The following is a 15,541-nucleotide window of genomic DNA, read 5'->3' as shown; positions in this document are numbered from 1 at the left end:
ACTCATCATATACAAAGAGGGATTATTTCTACAAATGAAATGTCTTGTTTTAATGAATTATTTATATTGTTCAATTTTTGAAAAGAAGTCCTTTACAAACATATAAAAATCATGGGCAGAAGGAGACATCTCTCTTGATTTAGACGCAATAATTCCGACCGTTCTTCTCACTTGAGGGAAATCAATGGGAATTTTCACTGTAAATCGCGGTGTTGTTTCATAAAAAGCACTTTCGGGTAATAAGGTAACGCCCATACCCGCTGACACAAGACCTTTAATGGCATCCAAATCTTCTCCTTCAGATGAGATAGTAGGCTCATAGCCAGCCTGCTTACAGGCATCAACCGCAATTTGTCTCAGCACATATCCTTCAGGAAACAAAACGAAATGGTCTTTTCTCAAATCACTTAAATGAATACTTCTTTGCCCGCTAAAGGGGTGACTAATAGGCAAAAGGGCATAAATGCTTTCGGAAAACAAGATATTTCCTTCTATTTGAGGATCGTTTGTCGGGACAGGTCCTAAAAAGGCAAGATCAATGTCTCGATTTTTAACAGCTTCAATCAGAAACTTATAGGAACCTTGCCGAAGTAAAAAATCGACCTCTGGATATTCCAGCTTAAATGCGGAAATGACAGAAGGGAGCACTTGGCTTGCTAGACTTGTAGGAAATCCAATGTTCACTGTCCCTTTGTGAGGGTCTAAGTATTCATCAATTTGTTCTTTGGCGTAATCGATCGCTTTTAGGGCGGTTCTGACATGGTCCAAAAATTGTCTGCCGATTTTCGTTAATTTGATATTTCGTCCTTCTCGTTCGAATAAAGCCACTCCAAGTTCTTCTTCTAAATTGGCAATCTGCCGGCTGATGGCAGATTGGGCAACGTGTAAGTTTTCAGCCGCTTCTGACACGTGTTCACGGTCAGCAACTTCTACAAAATAACGTAATTGACGAAGCTCCATTTTTGCACTTCACACCCATCTATCTCAAAAAGAGATTGTTTTGATCTAAATTATATATTGTTTATATTAATTTGAAAACTTAAAATAAGTTACAGAGTTTGTGAGATTTTATTACTGTGAAAAAACGGATCTTTTAAACGGGGGAGAGAAACGATGACTTATAATCAACTACCACAACCACAAGGTCTCTACCGTCCTGAATTTGAACATGATGCATGTGGAATCGGACTGTACGCCCATTTAAAAGGGGAGGCGACACATAGCATCGTCAAAAAGGGATTGCAAATGCTGTGCCAGCTTGATCACCGCGGCGGGCAAGGCAGTGATCCGTATACAGGTGATGGTGCCGGTTTAATGGTACAACTGCCAGACGCTTTTTTTAGAAAGAACTGTCAAGACCTTGCACTTCCTGAAAAGGGCCGTTACGGGGTAGGAATGGTGTTCTTTTCAAAAGATGATGATGCCAAAACGCGTCAAGCGATCGAACAAAAGATCAACGGCTTCATTAAACAAGAAGGGCAAACATTAATTGGCTGGAGAACGGTTCCTGTTGATGCTGGGAAAATTGGAACGGTTGCAGCGAAGAGCTGTCCGGTTGTCCGGCAAGTGTTCATCGGAGCAAACGACAACATAACAGACCGTTTGTCATTTGAACGAAAATTATACGTCATCCGCAAGCAGGCTGAAAACTGGGGAACAGCAGAGGAAAAACAATTTTACTTTGTCAGCCTGTCGAGTCAAACCATCGTATATAAGGGGCTTTTAACATCAGATCAAGTTGATGCTTTTTATCTTGATCTACAGGATGAAACATTTGTTTCTGCATTTTCACTCGTTCATTCAAGATTTAGTACAAATACATTCCCGACATGGGAACGAGCGCATCCAAACCGTTACTTAATTCATAACGGAGAAATTAACACATTAAGAGGAAACATCAATTGGATGAGAGCAAGAGAACAACAATTCGTGTCTGAAGCCTTCGGAGAAGATCTAGACAAGATTTTGCCAGTGCTGAATGCAGACGGAAGTGATTCATCCATTTTAGACAATGCCTTTGAATTTTTCGTGCTTGCAGGGCGTACTCCTGCTCATACAGCGATGATGCTGATTCCTGAGCCGTGGACGGAGAATACGCACATGTCAAAAGAGAAACGGGCATTTTATGAATACCATAGTTCGTTAATGGAGCCATGGGATGGCCCAACAGCGATTTCGTTTACGGATGGTAAACAAATCGGCGCCATCTTAGATCGTAACGGATTAAGACCCGCGAGATACTACGTGACAAATGACGATCATATCATTTTCTCATCTGAAGTTGGCGTCATCGACACGAATGAAGAAGATGTGAAGTATAAAGACCGTCTTGAACCAGGTAAAATGCTGTTAATCGATTTAGAAGAAGGACGCATTATTTCTGATGAAGAAGTGAAATCTTCGATTGCGAATGAACTTCCTTATCAAAAATGGCTCGATGAAGAAATGGTTCACGTCAATCGCTCGGAAGAAAATTCAGAAAATTCTAGTATAATGAGTGATTTGTTAACGCGTCAGCGTGCTTTCCATTATACGTACGAAGACATTCAAAAGTATTTAATTCCTTTACTAGAAGAAGGCAAGGACCCAATAGGCTCGATGGGAAGTGATACACCGCTTGCTGTGTTATCAGATCGTGCGCAGTCGCTGTTTTCTTATTTCAAACAGCTGTTTGCTCAAGTGACGAACCCGCCAATTGATGCCATTCGTGAGCAGCTTGTCACATCGACCATGACTTGGTTAGGTGCTGAGGGAGATATTTTACATCCAAATGAATATTCATGCCGAAGAATTAAACTTTATACACCCGTTTTAACAAGCGGGCAGTTCAACGGCTTGAAAACGATTGTTCATAACGCCTTTAAAAGCAAAACGATTCATACACTTTTCACTGATGACCTAAAACGCGGTCTTGATGCGATGTTTGAAGAGGCAGAAAAAGCCATTCGTGAAGGGGTATCTTTACTAATTCTTTCTGATCGTGACATGACAGAAGAAAAAGTGCCGATTCCACCACTTCTTGCATTGAGTGCACTTCATCAGCATCTTGTGCGTCAAGGCTTACGAACAAAGGTGAGCTTAATCGTCGAATCTGGAGAAGTAAGAGAGGTTCATCATTTTGCCGCACTGATTGGCTACGGCGCAGATGCGATCCATCCGTACCTCGTTTACGAAACATACAAACAGCTTATTGCTGAAGAAGCGATTGCGATTAGCTTTGATGAAGCTGTCACAAAGTTTGGGAAAAGTGTGACTGAGGGCGTCGTTAAAGTAATGTCTAAAGTGGGAATTTCCACTGTCCAAAGCTATCGAGGCGCACAAATTTTTGAAGCAGTCGGTATTAGTGAAGATGTCATCCAGGCGTATTTCACAGGAACAGCTTCGCAGTTAGGCGGTATTGATCTTGACACCATTGCAAGTGAAGCAAAGCTTCGTCATGAGGCTGGGTATCAGGCATCAACTGATCAAACGCTAGAATCAGGCAGTGAATTCCAGTGGAGAAAAAATGGAGAGCATCATGCCTTTAACCCAAAAACCATTCATACCCTTCAGTGGGCATGCCGCAACGAAGATTATGATTTATTTAAGCAATATACGAAGGCAGCGGATGAAGAACGAATTGGTTTCCTTAGAAATCTATTTGCTTTTCGTTCAAAACAAAAGCCAGTTCGTCTGGAAGAAGTTGAATCTGCTGAATCCATTGTACGCCGCTTTAAGACAGGTGCGATGTCATTTGGTTCATTAAGTAAAGAAGCGCATGAAGCACTAGCGATTGCGATGAACCGAATTGGAGGCAAAAGCAACAGCGGAGAAGGCGGGGAAGACCCTGCACGCTTCACAGTAGATGAGCACGGGGATGATCGCAGAAGTGCAATTAAACAGATTGCTTCTGGCCGCTTTGGTGTGAAAAGTCATTATTTAGTCAATGCAGATGAACTGCAAATTAAAATGGCGCAAGGTGCAAAGCCTGGAGAAGGCGGACAACTGCCAGGGAATAAAGTATATCCTTGGGTCGCAGACGTACGTGGTTCTACGCCAGGTGTTGGCCTAATCTCACCACCGCCTCACCATGATATTTATTCAATCGAGGATTTGGCTCAATTGATCCATGATTTGAAAAACGCAAACCGTGACGCACGCATCAGTGTCAAGCTAGTTTCTAAAGCTGGCGTTGGAACGATTGCAGCAGGTGTTGCAAAAGGGACAGCTGATGTCATCGTAATTAGTGGATATGATGGCGGTACTGGAGCTTCTCCGAAAACAAGTATTAAACATACAGGACTTCCTTGGGAGCTTGGATTGGCAGAAGCGCATCAAACCCTTGTCTTAAACGGCCTTCGAGAGCGAGTCGTTCTTGAAACGGATGGCAAATTAATGACAGGACGCGACGTTGTCATGGCTGCGATTTTAGGAGCAGAAGAATACGGCTTTGCGACAGCTCCACTTGTCGTATTAGGATGCGTCATGATGAGAGCATGTCATTTAGATACTTGCCCAGTCGGAGTCGCTACTCAAAACCCAGAACTTCGCAAAAAATTCATGGGTGACCCTGATCACATTGTCAACTTCATGATGTTTATTGCAGAGGAAGTAAGAGAAATTTTAGCTGAACTTGGCTTTACATCAATGGATGAATTGATTGGGCGTACGGATGTCTTATCAGTAAGTGAAAGAGCAAAATCACACTGGAAAGCAGGACAGCTGAACCTTGAAACCCTGCTTTATCAGCCAGAGGGACCACGCACATTCAGAACGCCGCAAAATCATAAAATTGATGAATCACTGGATATGAATGAGATTCTCCCTTATGTACAGGAAGCGCTCGATCATCAAACACCGGTTGATCTGTCACTAAACATTCGCAACATTCACCGTGTAGCTGGAACGATTACGGGCAGCGAAGTGTCTAAGCGCTACGGAGAAGAAGGCCTGCCAGAGGATACGATCACACTTCGGTTCACTGGTTCAGCTGGACAAAGCTTCGGCGCATTTGTTCCAAAGGGGATGTCTTTATATTTAACAGGTGACTCAAATGACTATATCGGCAAAGGACTCTCTGGAGGCAAAATTGCTGTCAAAACATCTGATCACTTTGTACAAAATGGACATGAGAACGTGATTGTCGGTAACGTTGCATTTTACGGCGCGACAAGCGGAAAAGCGTTTATTAACGGTCGTGCAGGTGAACGTTTTGCCGTGCGTAATTCAGGTGTCAATGTGGTCGTTGAAGGAATCGGTGATCACGGCTGTGAATACATGACTGGCGGACGTGTTGTCATTTTAGGTGACGTTGGGAAGAACTTTGGCGCAGGGATGTCTGGCGGTATCGCTTACGTGCATACATCCGATGCAAAACAGTTCAAAAGAATGTGTAACATGGAAATGATCATGTTTGAAAAACTCACAGATCACGAAGAAGAACAAGAAGTGAAGCAAATGATTCAGGAACACCTTGATTATACAAACAGCTCAAAAGCAGCAGCGCTTCTAGAGAATTGGGCACAAGAAAAGAATCACTTCATTAAGATCATTCCAAGAAATTACAAAATGATGCTTCAAAGCATTGAGGAACAAAAACAAGCAGGCCTCAGCCACGAGGAAGCTGTTATGTTCGCATTTGAAGCAAACACAAAACCGAAAAATAAAGAAACGGCAAACGGGCAAAAAGCAGCCCTCGCTCATTAAGAAAGGGGAGAGGACAATGGGCAAAGCAACAGGTTTTATGGATTATAAAAGAGAAAAGCCAAATGAACGTGACCCTCTCACTCGTCAAAATGACTGGAAAGAATATTCAGCTCCTTATACAGATGAGGTATTGAAACAGCAGGGTGCTAGATGTATGGATTGCGGAACACCGTTTTGTCAAATTGGGATGGAGATCAGGGGCGGCGTTTCTGGCTGCCCGATCTACAATTTAATTCCAGAATGGAATGACCTTGTCTACCGGGGCAGATGGAAAGAAGCGCTTGAAAGACTACAAAAAACGAACAATTTCCCTGAATTTACTGGAAGAGTATGTCCAGCACCTTGTGAAGGCTCATGTACCGTCGCGATCAATGATCCAGCAGTATCGATTAAAAATATCGAACGGACGATCATTGATAAAGGTTTTGAAAATGGCTGGATTACACCAAGAATTCCTTCAAGCCGTACAGGGAAAAAGGTTGCCATTGTCGGATCAGGACCAGCAGGACTGGCAAGTGCAGACCAACTAAACCAAGCAGGGCACGCTGTAACCGTGTTTGAACGATCTGATCGTCTTGGTGGACTGCTCACTTATGGTATTCCGAATATGAAGCTCGACAAAGAAGTCGTTGAGCGCAGAGTTAAACTGCTAAGACAAGAAGGCATTGACTTTGTGACCAATACAGAAATTGGTGTGGATATCACGGCTGATGAACTGAAAGAGCAATTTGATGCGGTCATCCTTTGTACAGGTGCACAAAAGCAGCGTGACCTGTTAATTGAAGGCAGGGAAGCAAAAGGGATTCACCTGGCAATGGATTATTTAACACTCGCAACAAAAAGCATGCTTGATTCAGGATTCAAAGATAAAAACTTTATTGACGCAAAAGGGAAAGACGTCATTGTGATTGGCGGAGGAGATACAGGCGCTGACTGCGTCGCAACTGCACTTCGCCAAAAAGCAAAAAGTGTTGTTCAATTCGGAAAGCATCCAAAGCTTCCAGATACACGTGTAGGGGATAACATGTGGCCAGAACAGCCTTATGTCTTCTCTCTAGATTATGCTTACGAAGAAGCACAAGCAAAATTTGGAGAAGATCCGCGGCAATATTCGATTCAAACCACAAAGATTGTGGCTGATAAAAATGGGAAGTTAAAAGAGCTTCATACCATTCAAATGGAAAAGGTGAAAAACGAGCAAGGGAAGTTTGAATTTCATGAGATTCCAGGAACAGAGAAGGTATGGCCAGCTCAGCTAGTCTTTATTGCGATTGGTTTTGAGGGAACTGAACAGCCGCTAGTGAAACACTTTGGCGTGGACAGCAAAAACAATCGGATTGACGCAAAATATGGGGAATATACGACGAATGTAGAAGGCGTATTTGCAGCGGGAGATGCAAGACGCGGTCAAAGCTTGATTGTCTGGGCAATTAACGAAGGCAGACAAGTGGCGCATGAGGTAGACCGTTATTTAATGGGGAGTTCGGTTCTGCCAAAATAGGTCAAACAAAGGGTGTTTACCATATATAGAGAAAAGCCATGACCAAAGAGTGGTCATGGCTTTTTATGATTCAGACATGGTTGGCTGGATAATGACTTTTTTACGTTTGAACTGGGAGACAACCAAACAGAGGAAGACAGCAAGAACAAAAAGAGAAATGGTCAAAAAGCCAAATGTATAGGAGCCCGTCATTTCTTTTAAACTGCCAAGAACGTTTGGTAAAAAGAATCCCCCAATGCCTCCTGCAGCCCCTACAATTCCAGTCACAATCCCAATTTCCTTATGAAACACTTGCGGCACAAGCTGGAACACCGCCCCATTCCCCATACCAAGACACATCATTCCGACAAATAAAAGCGCAATGACCACTGGTAAAGCAGGTAGACTACTCACTGCCCCTAAACAGATACCAATCAAAGCAAATAAACCGAGCAGTACTTTCATCCCGCCAATTTTATCGGCAATCAAACCGCCAACTGGCCGAAAGAAGCTGCCTGCCGCCACGCAAAGCGTCACAAAATCACCGGCATGAATTTTTGAAATCGCATATTGGTCCACAAAGAAAATACTCAAGAAACTTGAAAGGCCGACAAAACCACCGAATGTAATCGCATAAAGCAGGCAGAAAAACCACGTTGTTTTCACTTGAAAGACTGAAAAATAGGACCGAAGCGGCTGAGGGGCGGGCTGGTTTGGTGCATCTTTTGCTGTGAAAATAAAAAACAAAAAGACGAAACTTAAAGGAATAAGAGCGAGCCCCATCACTGTATGCCAGCCATACATCTCCGCAAGCCTTGGTCCAAAGAGTGTCGAGATCAGTGTTCCGCTGTTTCCGGCGCCGGCAATTCCCATCGCTACCCCTTGTAAATGAGGAGGGTACCAGCGGCTTGCCATCGGTAAAGCGACCGCAAAACTCGCACCTGCAACCCCTAATAAAATCCCGATCAGTACTAGCTCTGAAAGGGTTGTACCACCGAAAAACCCCCATATAAGCGGAATGGTGGTCAAAATCATGCCCATCATCGCTGTTTTTTTAGGTCCCATTCGGTCTGTTAATAGGCCTAGCACAATTCGAAAAAAAGATCCGGATAAAATCGGAATGGCTACAATCATGCCTTTTTCTATTGTCGATAAGGCAAAATCTTGTGCAATAAAAGCACCGAGTGCCCCCAGCAAAACCCAAATCATGAAACTCACGTCAAAATATAAAAATGAACCAAACAATGTCTTAGGATGACCACTAGAAGTCAATTCTGAGAGTTTCACAAAACCACTCCTTTATTTTGAATTTTCTGACTTAAAGATAGCGAGTTGATAGAAGGAATGGAAGTATTGTGTTAGAAAAAATGACATGGATAAACACTTTTTTACAAATGTGTGCCATAATCTAGGCAAACATTGCTTTGGCGCAAAAAGCTAGAAAGGTTGATCTCACATGGCAAAACGTAAACTCGTGTTTATCGGAAACGGCATGGCGAGTATGAAATGTATCGAGCATATCGTAAAGAATCAGCCAGAACGCTATTCCATCACGATCATTGGAAAAGAGAAGCACCCGGCCTACAACCGAATAAAACTTTCATCGGTTTTACAAAAAAGTGAATCATTGTCTCAAATTGAACTAAAGCCAAAAGAATGGTACACCAAACATGACATCACCATCCAAACAGGCGAAGCAGTTGTCCACATCGATACAAAGCGTCAATTGCTCATGACAGAAGCACGCCGGAATATCCCGTATGACAAACTGGTTATCGCCACAGGCTCATCGCCTCATTTTCTACCTATACAAGGCGTATCCAAAAAAGGGGTCTATGCTTTTCGTACGATTGACGATTATGAGGCCATTTACGCTGATTCTTTACGCTATGAGCGTGCAGCAGTCATTGGAGGTGGTGTACTTGGTGTGGAAGTGGCCGCTGGTTTACAGATCGCTGGACTGAAGACAACCTTGATTCATCACACGGATTGGCTTATGCAACGCCAATTAGATGAAACCGCTGCAGGGCTTTTGTCTCAACAATTAAGTCGCAAGGGGATTCAGGTAAAAACAAATGCTCATACGATTGCATGTTTAGGAAACGAGAGAGTAGAAGGCGTTCTGTTAAAAAGTGGAGACATCGTGGATGCTGATCTCGTGGTTTTCACAACAGGGGTCCGTCCGAATATAGAGCTTGCAAAACAGCACGGCATTCATACAAGAAAAGCCATTGTTGTAAATGATGTCATGCAGACAAACGTTGAGAATATTTATGCTATTGGAGAATGTGCAGAGCATAAGGGAATGGTGCACGGTCTTGTGCAGCCTATTTATGAACAAGCAAACGTGCTTGCGAATCATTTATTAGATGAACTGGTCACGAATTTACCTCCTGCCATTTATTCAACAAAATTGAAAGCAAATGACATATCTATTTATTCTGCTGGCAGTATTGTAAACCGATCCCCCTCCGCTTCAGTGGTGACTTACTTAGATGAAGAACAAGAAGTATATAAAAAACTAGTGTTTGAACATGATGTGCTCACAGGCGTTGTATTAGTTGGTCAACTTGAGAGAGCTGAGCAGCTTTTGCAGGATGTAAAAGTGGGGCGTGATAAAAGCGTAGTCATGAAATCACTGAATGAAGAGCAGATATCCCCTTTAGATTCATTAAAAACAGAGGATCTCATCTGCCAATGCCACACGGTGACGAAGGGAGCGATATTCAAAAGCATATCGGTCCATCAGCTGACAAATTTAGAAGAGATAAAAAAACAGACAGGGGCCGCAACGGGCTGCGGAGGCTGTCAAGAGCTTGTTCGTGCCTGCTGCCATGTCTCATCAAATCAGCTAACGGAAGCACTGGACACGTTTTGCTCGTGCACAAATGTAGAGGAAGAGACCATTTTTTCGTATGTAAAAAAGCAGCAGCCGCTGAATGAAGAGCAAGTAAGAAGACAATTTGATTGGATGACAGATAACGGCTGTGACAAGTGCCGAGCAGCCATTCCATACTATCTTGAGCAGTTTCAAGATCTTTTCGTAAAAGACAGCCCATCAGATCATGAGCCCATACTAATGCCTCAGTTATATGGTGGCCGTCTTGATCTGACATTTTTACAGATGATAACCGGATTATTAGAGCAAAAGCAAATTCAGCACGTAGAACTAACGGAGAATAAACGAATTCGGCTGATCGGTATTTCACAAGAGGCCGACCATATTATAAAAGAACATGGACACATCATGCCACAAGAAAGCAAGAGACTTTCTCATGTTCTATCATGTGATTGTCGTCACGATCCATCTGTCACAACACTTGTCATGGAGATCGAAAGACAACTAGAAAACACGCTTTTACCTGCAGTCACATCGATTCATATCGCTGGTCCTTCCTGCGTATGTCATTTCAGCCCCATCTATGACATCTGCATCAAGAAGCAGCTGGATGAATGGGACATTTATATAGGAGGCAGCATACGTCAACCTAAGGCAGGTCAGCTTTTTTATTCTGTGAGCCGAACGGATGAGCTGATTCCTTTTTTAAAAGCACTGCTTGAAGACTATAGAAAACGTGCATATTTTCAAGAATCTATTGGAGACTGGATCCAAAAAAACGGCATCATTTCCATCCGAGAAAAATTGCTCGATGAGGAAATGAGAGAAGAGCTCTGCGAGCAATTTGAGCAAAGTAGACAAAAGGGTGTGAATGTATGAATCAATCTTTTTTACAATATGTGCAGCAAACATCAGAGCAGCAAGAGCGAAAAAGGGTGTTCCCATCTCAATGTCCGTTTTGCAGTATGCAGTGCAAAATGCAATTAGTCGAGCAGCACGCAGAAGGGCGAACACGCTACCAGACGATAGGTATTCATAATCCAACCACGTTCGGCAGGATCTGTATGAAAGGGCAGCATGCCCACCAGCACGCACTGCACAAGGAACGATTGAATCACCCCCTCATCAAAAGAAACGGTCAATTTGTCAAAGTGACTTGGCAGGAGGCACTTGACGAAATCAAAGCACGCACTCAAACCCTTCAGACGGAACATGGGAACGATGCTATCAGTGTGTATGGTAGTGCATCGATTACAAATGAAGAAGCTTATTTACTCGGAAAATTTGCAAGGGTCGCCCTTAAAACGAAATACATTGATTACAATGGAAGACTGTGTATGTCTTCAGCAGCAACAGCAGCTAACCAAACATTTGGACTTGATCGGGGTCTAACATTTCCGCTTCGTGACATCAAGCATGCCCGGGTTTTACTATTGGTTGGAACCAATATAGCGGAATGTCAGCCGACCCTCATGCCGTACTTGGAAGAAGCTAAAAAGAACGGGGCATTTCTCATCGTGATCGATCCGCGAAAAACAGCAACAGCCAAACTAGCTGACTTACATGTCAGCTTAAGGCCTGGGTCAGATGCTGCACTCGCAAATGGAATCTTACACGTCATGCTTCATGAACAGTTACTAGACGAAGAATTTATTAAAAAACGAACATCAGGTTTTCAAGAAATGAAACAGCATATTTCACACATGTCCCTGCCTGACATTACGCAGCAAACCGGTGTATCGATGAAAGTCATTCAAAAAATAGCGAGAAAATTCGCACGCGAAAAAACAGGAATGATTCTGACTGCAAGAGGCATTGAGCAGCAAATAGACGGGACAGCATCCGTTCGTAATTTCCTGAATATTCTGCTTGTTACTGGGAAAATTGGCCGGATTGGGTGTGGATATGGTGCCATTACTGGGCAAGGAAATGGACAGGGTGCAAGAGAACATGGACAAAAAGCAGATCAGCTTCCTGGTTACCGTGATATCACAAACCCAGTACATAGAAAAGAAATGGCCGAAATATGGAATATCGATGAAAAAGAACTGCCTGGAAAAGGTGTATCTGCTTTTGAAATGTTTGAAAAAATGCAGAAAGGAGAGATAAAAGCGCTCTTTTTAATGTGTTCTAATCCCGTTCAATCAGGTCCGCATGCAAGCTTTATCAAAAAAGCCATCGAGCAGCTGTCCTTTTTTGTCGCAATTGATTTATTTATCTCTGAGACGGCTGCACTTGCAGATGTTATTTTACCAGCTTCGTCATATTTAGAGGACGAAGGGACCATGACGAACATAGAAGGACGCGTTACGCTGAGAGAAGCAACCTATCCACTCAAACACCAAAGAAAGCACGATTGGCAAATCATTTGTGATATAGCAGCAGTATTAGGCAAAGGCGGCTCTTTTTCTTTTTCATCTGCAGAAGACATCTTTGAGGAATTGAGAACAGCAACGAAAGGAGCCAAAGCCGATTATTCCGGTATGACCTATGACAGGTTAAGGAAGACGCAAGGCATATTATGGCCCTGCTCTCATTTGGAAGACCGAGGAACAGAAAGACTATTTGAGCATCAATTCTCACATCCTGATAAATTAGCAAAATTTGCAGTCGTTGCACATGGACAACAGGGTGCAAAAGAACCAGTCAGTCCAGAATATCCACTCTATTTAACGACCGGCAGGGTGATGGCTCATTACCAAACGGGCGTTCAAACAAGAAAAAGCACCTCTCTTGTTGCCCGGCAGTTTGAAGCTTATGTAGGGCTTCATCCTGACACAGCCGAAGCTTATGGACTTCAGCACGGGGAGCTCGTCACCATCCAGTCAAAACGAGGTAGTGTCATCATGAGGTGCCACATAACAGATAGCATCCGAAAAGATACTGTGTTTGTTCCGTTTCACTGGAATAAACATCAATCAATTAACCTATTAATTGGTAAACAGTTAGATCCACACAGTAAAATGCCAGGTTTTAAATATTGTCCTGTACAGCTGTCAGCCTACAAGAATTGAAAACTATGTGAGAAATTTTAACATGTATTTTCCATCTTTGTTTAGATTATGGTACTTTCTAAAAAACGATCACATGAGGGGTGTTTTTCATGAAAGAAAAACTCGTATTAGTAGGGAATGGTATGGCTGGTATCCGAACGCTCGAAAACATTTTAAAAACAGACAATGAACGATTCGACATGACTGTATTTGGAACTGAGCCGTATCCTAACTATAATCGGATTCTTTTATCGAAAGTTCTCCAAGGGGATACAAAGACAGAGGATATTACGTTAAACGATTGGAATTGGTACAAAGAACATCATATTCAGCTGTTTACAAATGAGACCATTGTGAAGATCGATCCAGACAATCAAACCGTTATGAGTGATCAAGGACGGACCGTGCATTATGACCGTTTAATTTTAGCGACAGGGTCCCTCCCGTTCATCCCGCCCATTCCAGGGAGCGATAAAAAAGGGGTAACAGCTTTTCGTACATTACAAGACACAGAGGAAATGGTCAAAGCATCTATGATGTACAAAAAAGCAGCCGTCATTGGAGGCGGGCTCCTTGGACTTGAAGCCGCGCGTGGTCTACTAAACTTAGGAATGGAAGTGACCGTCATTCATCTTGGCTCTCATCTAATGGACCGGCAGCTCGATCCGGTGGCAGGTCAGCTTCTGCAAGCAGCTTTAGAAAAACAAGGCATGAGCTTTCTATTAGGAAAACAGACAAATGAGATTTTAGGAGATACAAGGGTAGAAGGGCTAACATTTTCAGATGGTTCTACATTAGAGACAGATATGGTGGTCATGGCAGCAGGAATTAAACCGAATCACAAGCTTGCCGAAACGAGCGGCATTGAAGTGAACCGGGGGATTATCGTCAATGATTTCATGGAAACAAGTGTCCCGCGGATTTACGCAGTCGGAGAATGTGTTGAACATAGAGGACAAACGTACGGTCTTGTTGCGCCATTATACGATCAAGCAAACGTGCTTGCGAAGCATGTTTGTGATATGGCCCCGACGCCTTATGAAGGATCTGTACTATCGACACAGCTAAAAGTATCAGGGGTTGATGTATTTTCAGCTGGAGATTTTATCGAAAACGATGAGAAAAAAGCGATTAAAATTTTTGATGAACAGCAAGGTATTTATCAAAAACTAGTCTTCCAGCAAAACCGATTAGTCGGCGCCGTCATGTTTGGAGAAACAAGCGATGGACCACGTTTATTCTCGTACATTAGAGAAGGTGTTGATATGTCAGATATGGAAAAAGTATCTGTCTTAACATCAAATGAGCTGGCGCAAGAAAACACGATTGAACAAATGGCAAACGACCATATCGTTTGTGGCTGTAATGGTGTCTCAAAAGGTCAAATAGTGGCAGCTATTCAAAAAGAAGGCCTAACGACTATACAAGAGGTCAAGCAATGTACAAGTGCTTCTCGGTCATGCGGAGGCTGCCAACCTGTTGTGGAAGAGATTTTATGGCACACTTTAGGCGATGATGCAAACCGCACTGCGCAAAAAGAAACCATCTGCGCCTGCACCACCTTATCAAGAGATGAAGTGATTCATGAAATAAAAGAGAAAGGTTTGCAGCATGTCAAAGAAGTGATGAATGTACTTGACTGGGAAACAGAAGAAGGCTGTTCAAAGTGCCGGCCTGCACTGAATTACTATTTAGGGATGATGTATCCGCTTGACTACAAAGATGAAAAAAGCTCGCGATTTGTGAATGAACGAATGCATGCCAACATCCAAAACGATGGTACCTATTCGGTCGTTCCACGTATGTACGGAGGCGTGACAAATGCTAATGACCTGAGAAAAATAGCGGATGTCGTTGACAAATATGAGATACCGCTTGTGAAAATGACTGGAGGGCAGCGAATCGACCTTTTAGGTGTCAAAAAAGAAGATTTACCAAAAGTATGGGCTGATTTAGATATGCCGTCTGGTTATGCTTACGGAAAATCATTAAGAACCGTCAAAACTTGTGTTGGAGAACAATTTTGCAGATTCGGAACGCAGGATTCCATTTCTCTTGGGATCGCACTTGAAAAGAAATTTGAAGGACTTGCCACACCGCACAAAGTCAAAATGGCCGTATCAGCCTGTCCAAGAAACTGTGCTGAATCTGGGATTAAAGATCTTGGCATCGTAGGTATCGATGGGGGATTTGAATTGTATGCTGGCGGGAATGGAGGGACACATTTACGAGCTGGAGACTTATTAATGAAAGTAAGTACAGCAGAAGAAGTAGAACAAATGGCCGCAGCCTACCTTCAATATTACAGAGAAACCGCAAATTATTTAGAGAGAACATCCGCTTGGGTTGAACGGCTTGGATTGAATCATATCCAAACGGTCCTGCTAGATGACAAGAAACGTGCAGCACTCATCGAAAGAATGGACATCGCACTTTCAACTTATGAAGAACCGTGGCAAGAGATTCGAGAGAACGAAACAGAAACAAGACAATTATTTCAAAAGGCAACTGCTTCCGTCTAAATCAATTGAAGGGATGAGATCA

7 protein-coding genes are annotated in these 15,541 nt (G+C 43.0%); 5 read left to right on the top strand and 2 right to left on the bottom strand.

Annotation, left to right across the window (positions count from 1 at the left end):
• Positions 1-57: 57 nt before the first annotated feature.
• Entirely contained in the window at positions 58-960 is a 903-nt protein-coding gene (locus tag NSQ11_RS09605) for a LysR family transcriptional regulator (protein WP_024718330.1), read from the bottom strand.
• Between the two features lie 153 nt (positions 961-1,113).
• Here NSQ11_RS09605 and gltB point away from each other — a divergent pair, with 153 nt between their 5' ends.
• Complete coding sequence (gene gltB, locus NSQ11_RS09600; protein WP_212337985.1) at positions 1,114-5,685, top strand: glutamate synthase large subunit; 4,572 nt, start codon at positions 1,114-1,116, stop codon at positions 5,683-5,685.
• Between the two features lie 16 nt (positions 5,686-5,701).
• Positions 5,702-7,186: a glutamate synthase small subunit gene (gene gltD, locus NSQ11_RS09595; RefSeq protein WP_008346585.1), complete on the top strand. Its 1,485-nt coding sequence runs from the start codon at positions 5,702-5,704 to the stop codon at positions 7,184-7,186.
• A 63-nt stretch (positions 7,187-7,249) separates the two neighbouring features.
• On the opposite strand, the gene NSQ11_RS09590 is transcribed toward gltD, so the two are convergent.
• Positions 7,250-8,452, bottom strand: coding sequence for a nitrate/nitrite transporter (locus NSQ11_RS09590; protein WP_008346586.1), 1,203 nt, complete (start codon positions 8,450-8,452; stop codon positions 7,250-7,252).
• 169 nt (positions 8,453-8,621) lie between these two features.
• On the opposite strand from NSQ11_RS09590, the gene nirB (NSQ11_RS09585) reads away from it, so the two are divergent.
• The 3 genes from nirB (NSQ11_RS09585) to nirB (NSQ11_RS09575) all read left to right on the top strand — a co-directional run bounded on the left by nirB (NSQ11_RS09585) (position 8,622) and on the right by nirB (NSQ11_RS09575) (position 15,519).
• Positions 8,622-10,883 carry a nitrite reductase large subunit NirB gene (nirB, locus tag NSQ11_RS09585; protein WP_017367411.1) on the top strand — a complete coding sequence of 754 codons (2,262 nt, stop codon included), beginning with the start codon at positions 8,622-8,624 and terminating at the stop codon, positions 10,881-10,883.
• Positions 10,880-13,018, top strand: coding sequence for a nitrate reductase (locus NSQ11_RS09580; RefSeq protein ID WP_342501091.1), 2,139 nt, complete (start codon positions 10,880-10,882; stop codon positions 13,016-13,018). Before nirB (NSQ11_RS09585) ends, NSQ11_RS09580 begins: the two co-directional genes overlap by 4 nt.
• 89 nt (positions 13,019-13,107) lie before the next feature.
• On the top strand, positions 13,108-15,519 hold the full coding sequence (nirB, locus tag NSQ11_RS09575; protein ID WP_017358862.1) for a nitrite reductase large subunit NirB: 2,412 nt from the start codon (positions 13,108-13,110) through the stop codon (positions 15,517-15,519).
• Positions 15,520-15,541 lie beyond the last annotated feature (22 nt).

The sequence above is a fragment of the Bacillus sp. FSL W7-1582 genome, from assembly GCF_038593325.1.
Classification (GTDB): Bacteria; Bacillota; Bacilli; order Bacillales; family Bacillaceae; genus Bacillus; species Bacillus altitudinis.
This window is presented reverse-complemented; position numbering and strand designations above follow the sequence as displayed.

Bases quoted from the DNA above. Each gene is read 5' to 3' on its own strand.
- gltB (WP_212337985.1), top strand. From the start codon at position 1,114: ATGACTTATAATCAACTACCACAACCACAAGGTCTCTACCGTCCTGAA.
- NSQ11_RS09580 (WP_342501091.1), top strand. From the start codon at position 10,880: ATGAATCAATCTTTTTTACAATATGTGCAGCAAACATCAGAGCAGCAA.
- NSQ11_RS09605 (WP_024718330.1), bottom strand. From the start codon at position 960: ATGGAGCTTCGTCAATTACGTTATTTTGTAGAAGTTGCTGACCGTGAA.
- gltD (WP_008346585.1), top strand. From the start codon at position 5,702: ATGGGCAAAGCAACAGGTTTTATGGATTATAAAAGAGAAAAGCCAAAT.
- nirB (WP_017367411.1), top strand. From the start codon at position 8,622: ATGGCAAAACGTAAACTCGTGTTTATCGGAAACGGCATGGCGAGTATG.
- nirB (WP_017358862.1), top strand. From the start codon at position 13,108: ATGAAAGAAAAACTCGTATTAGTAGGGAATGGTATGGCTGGTATCCGA.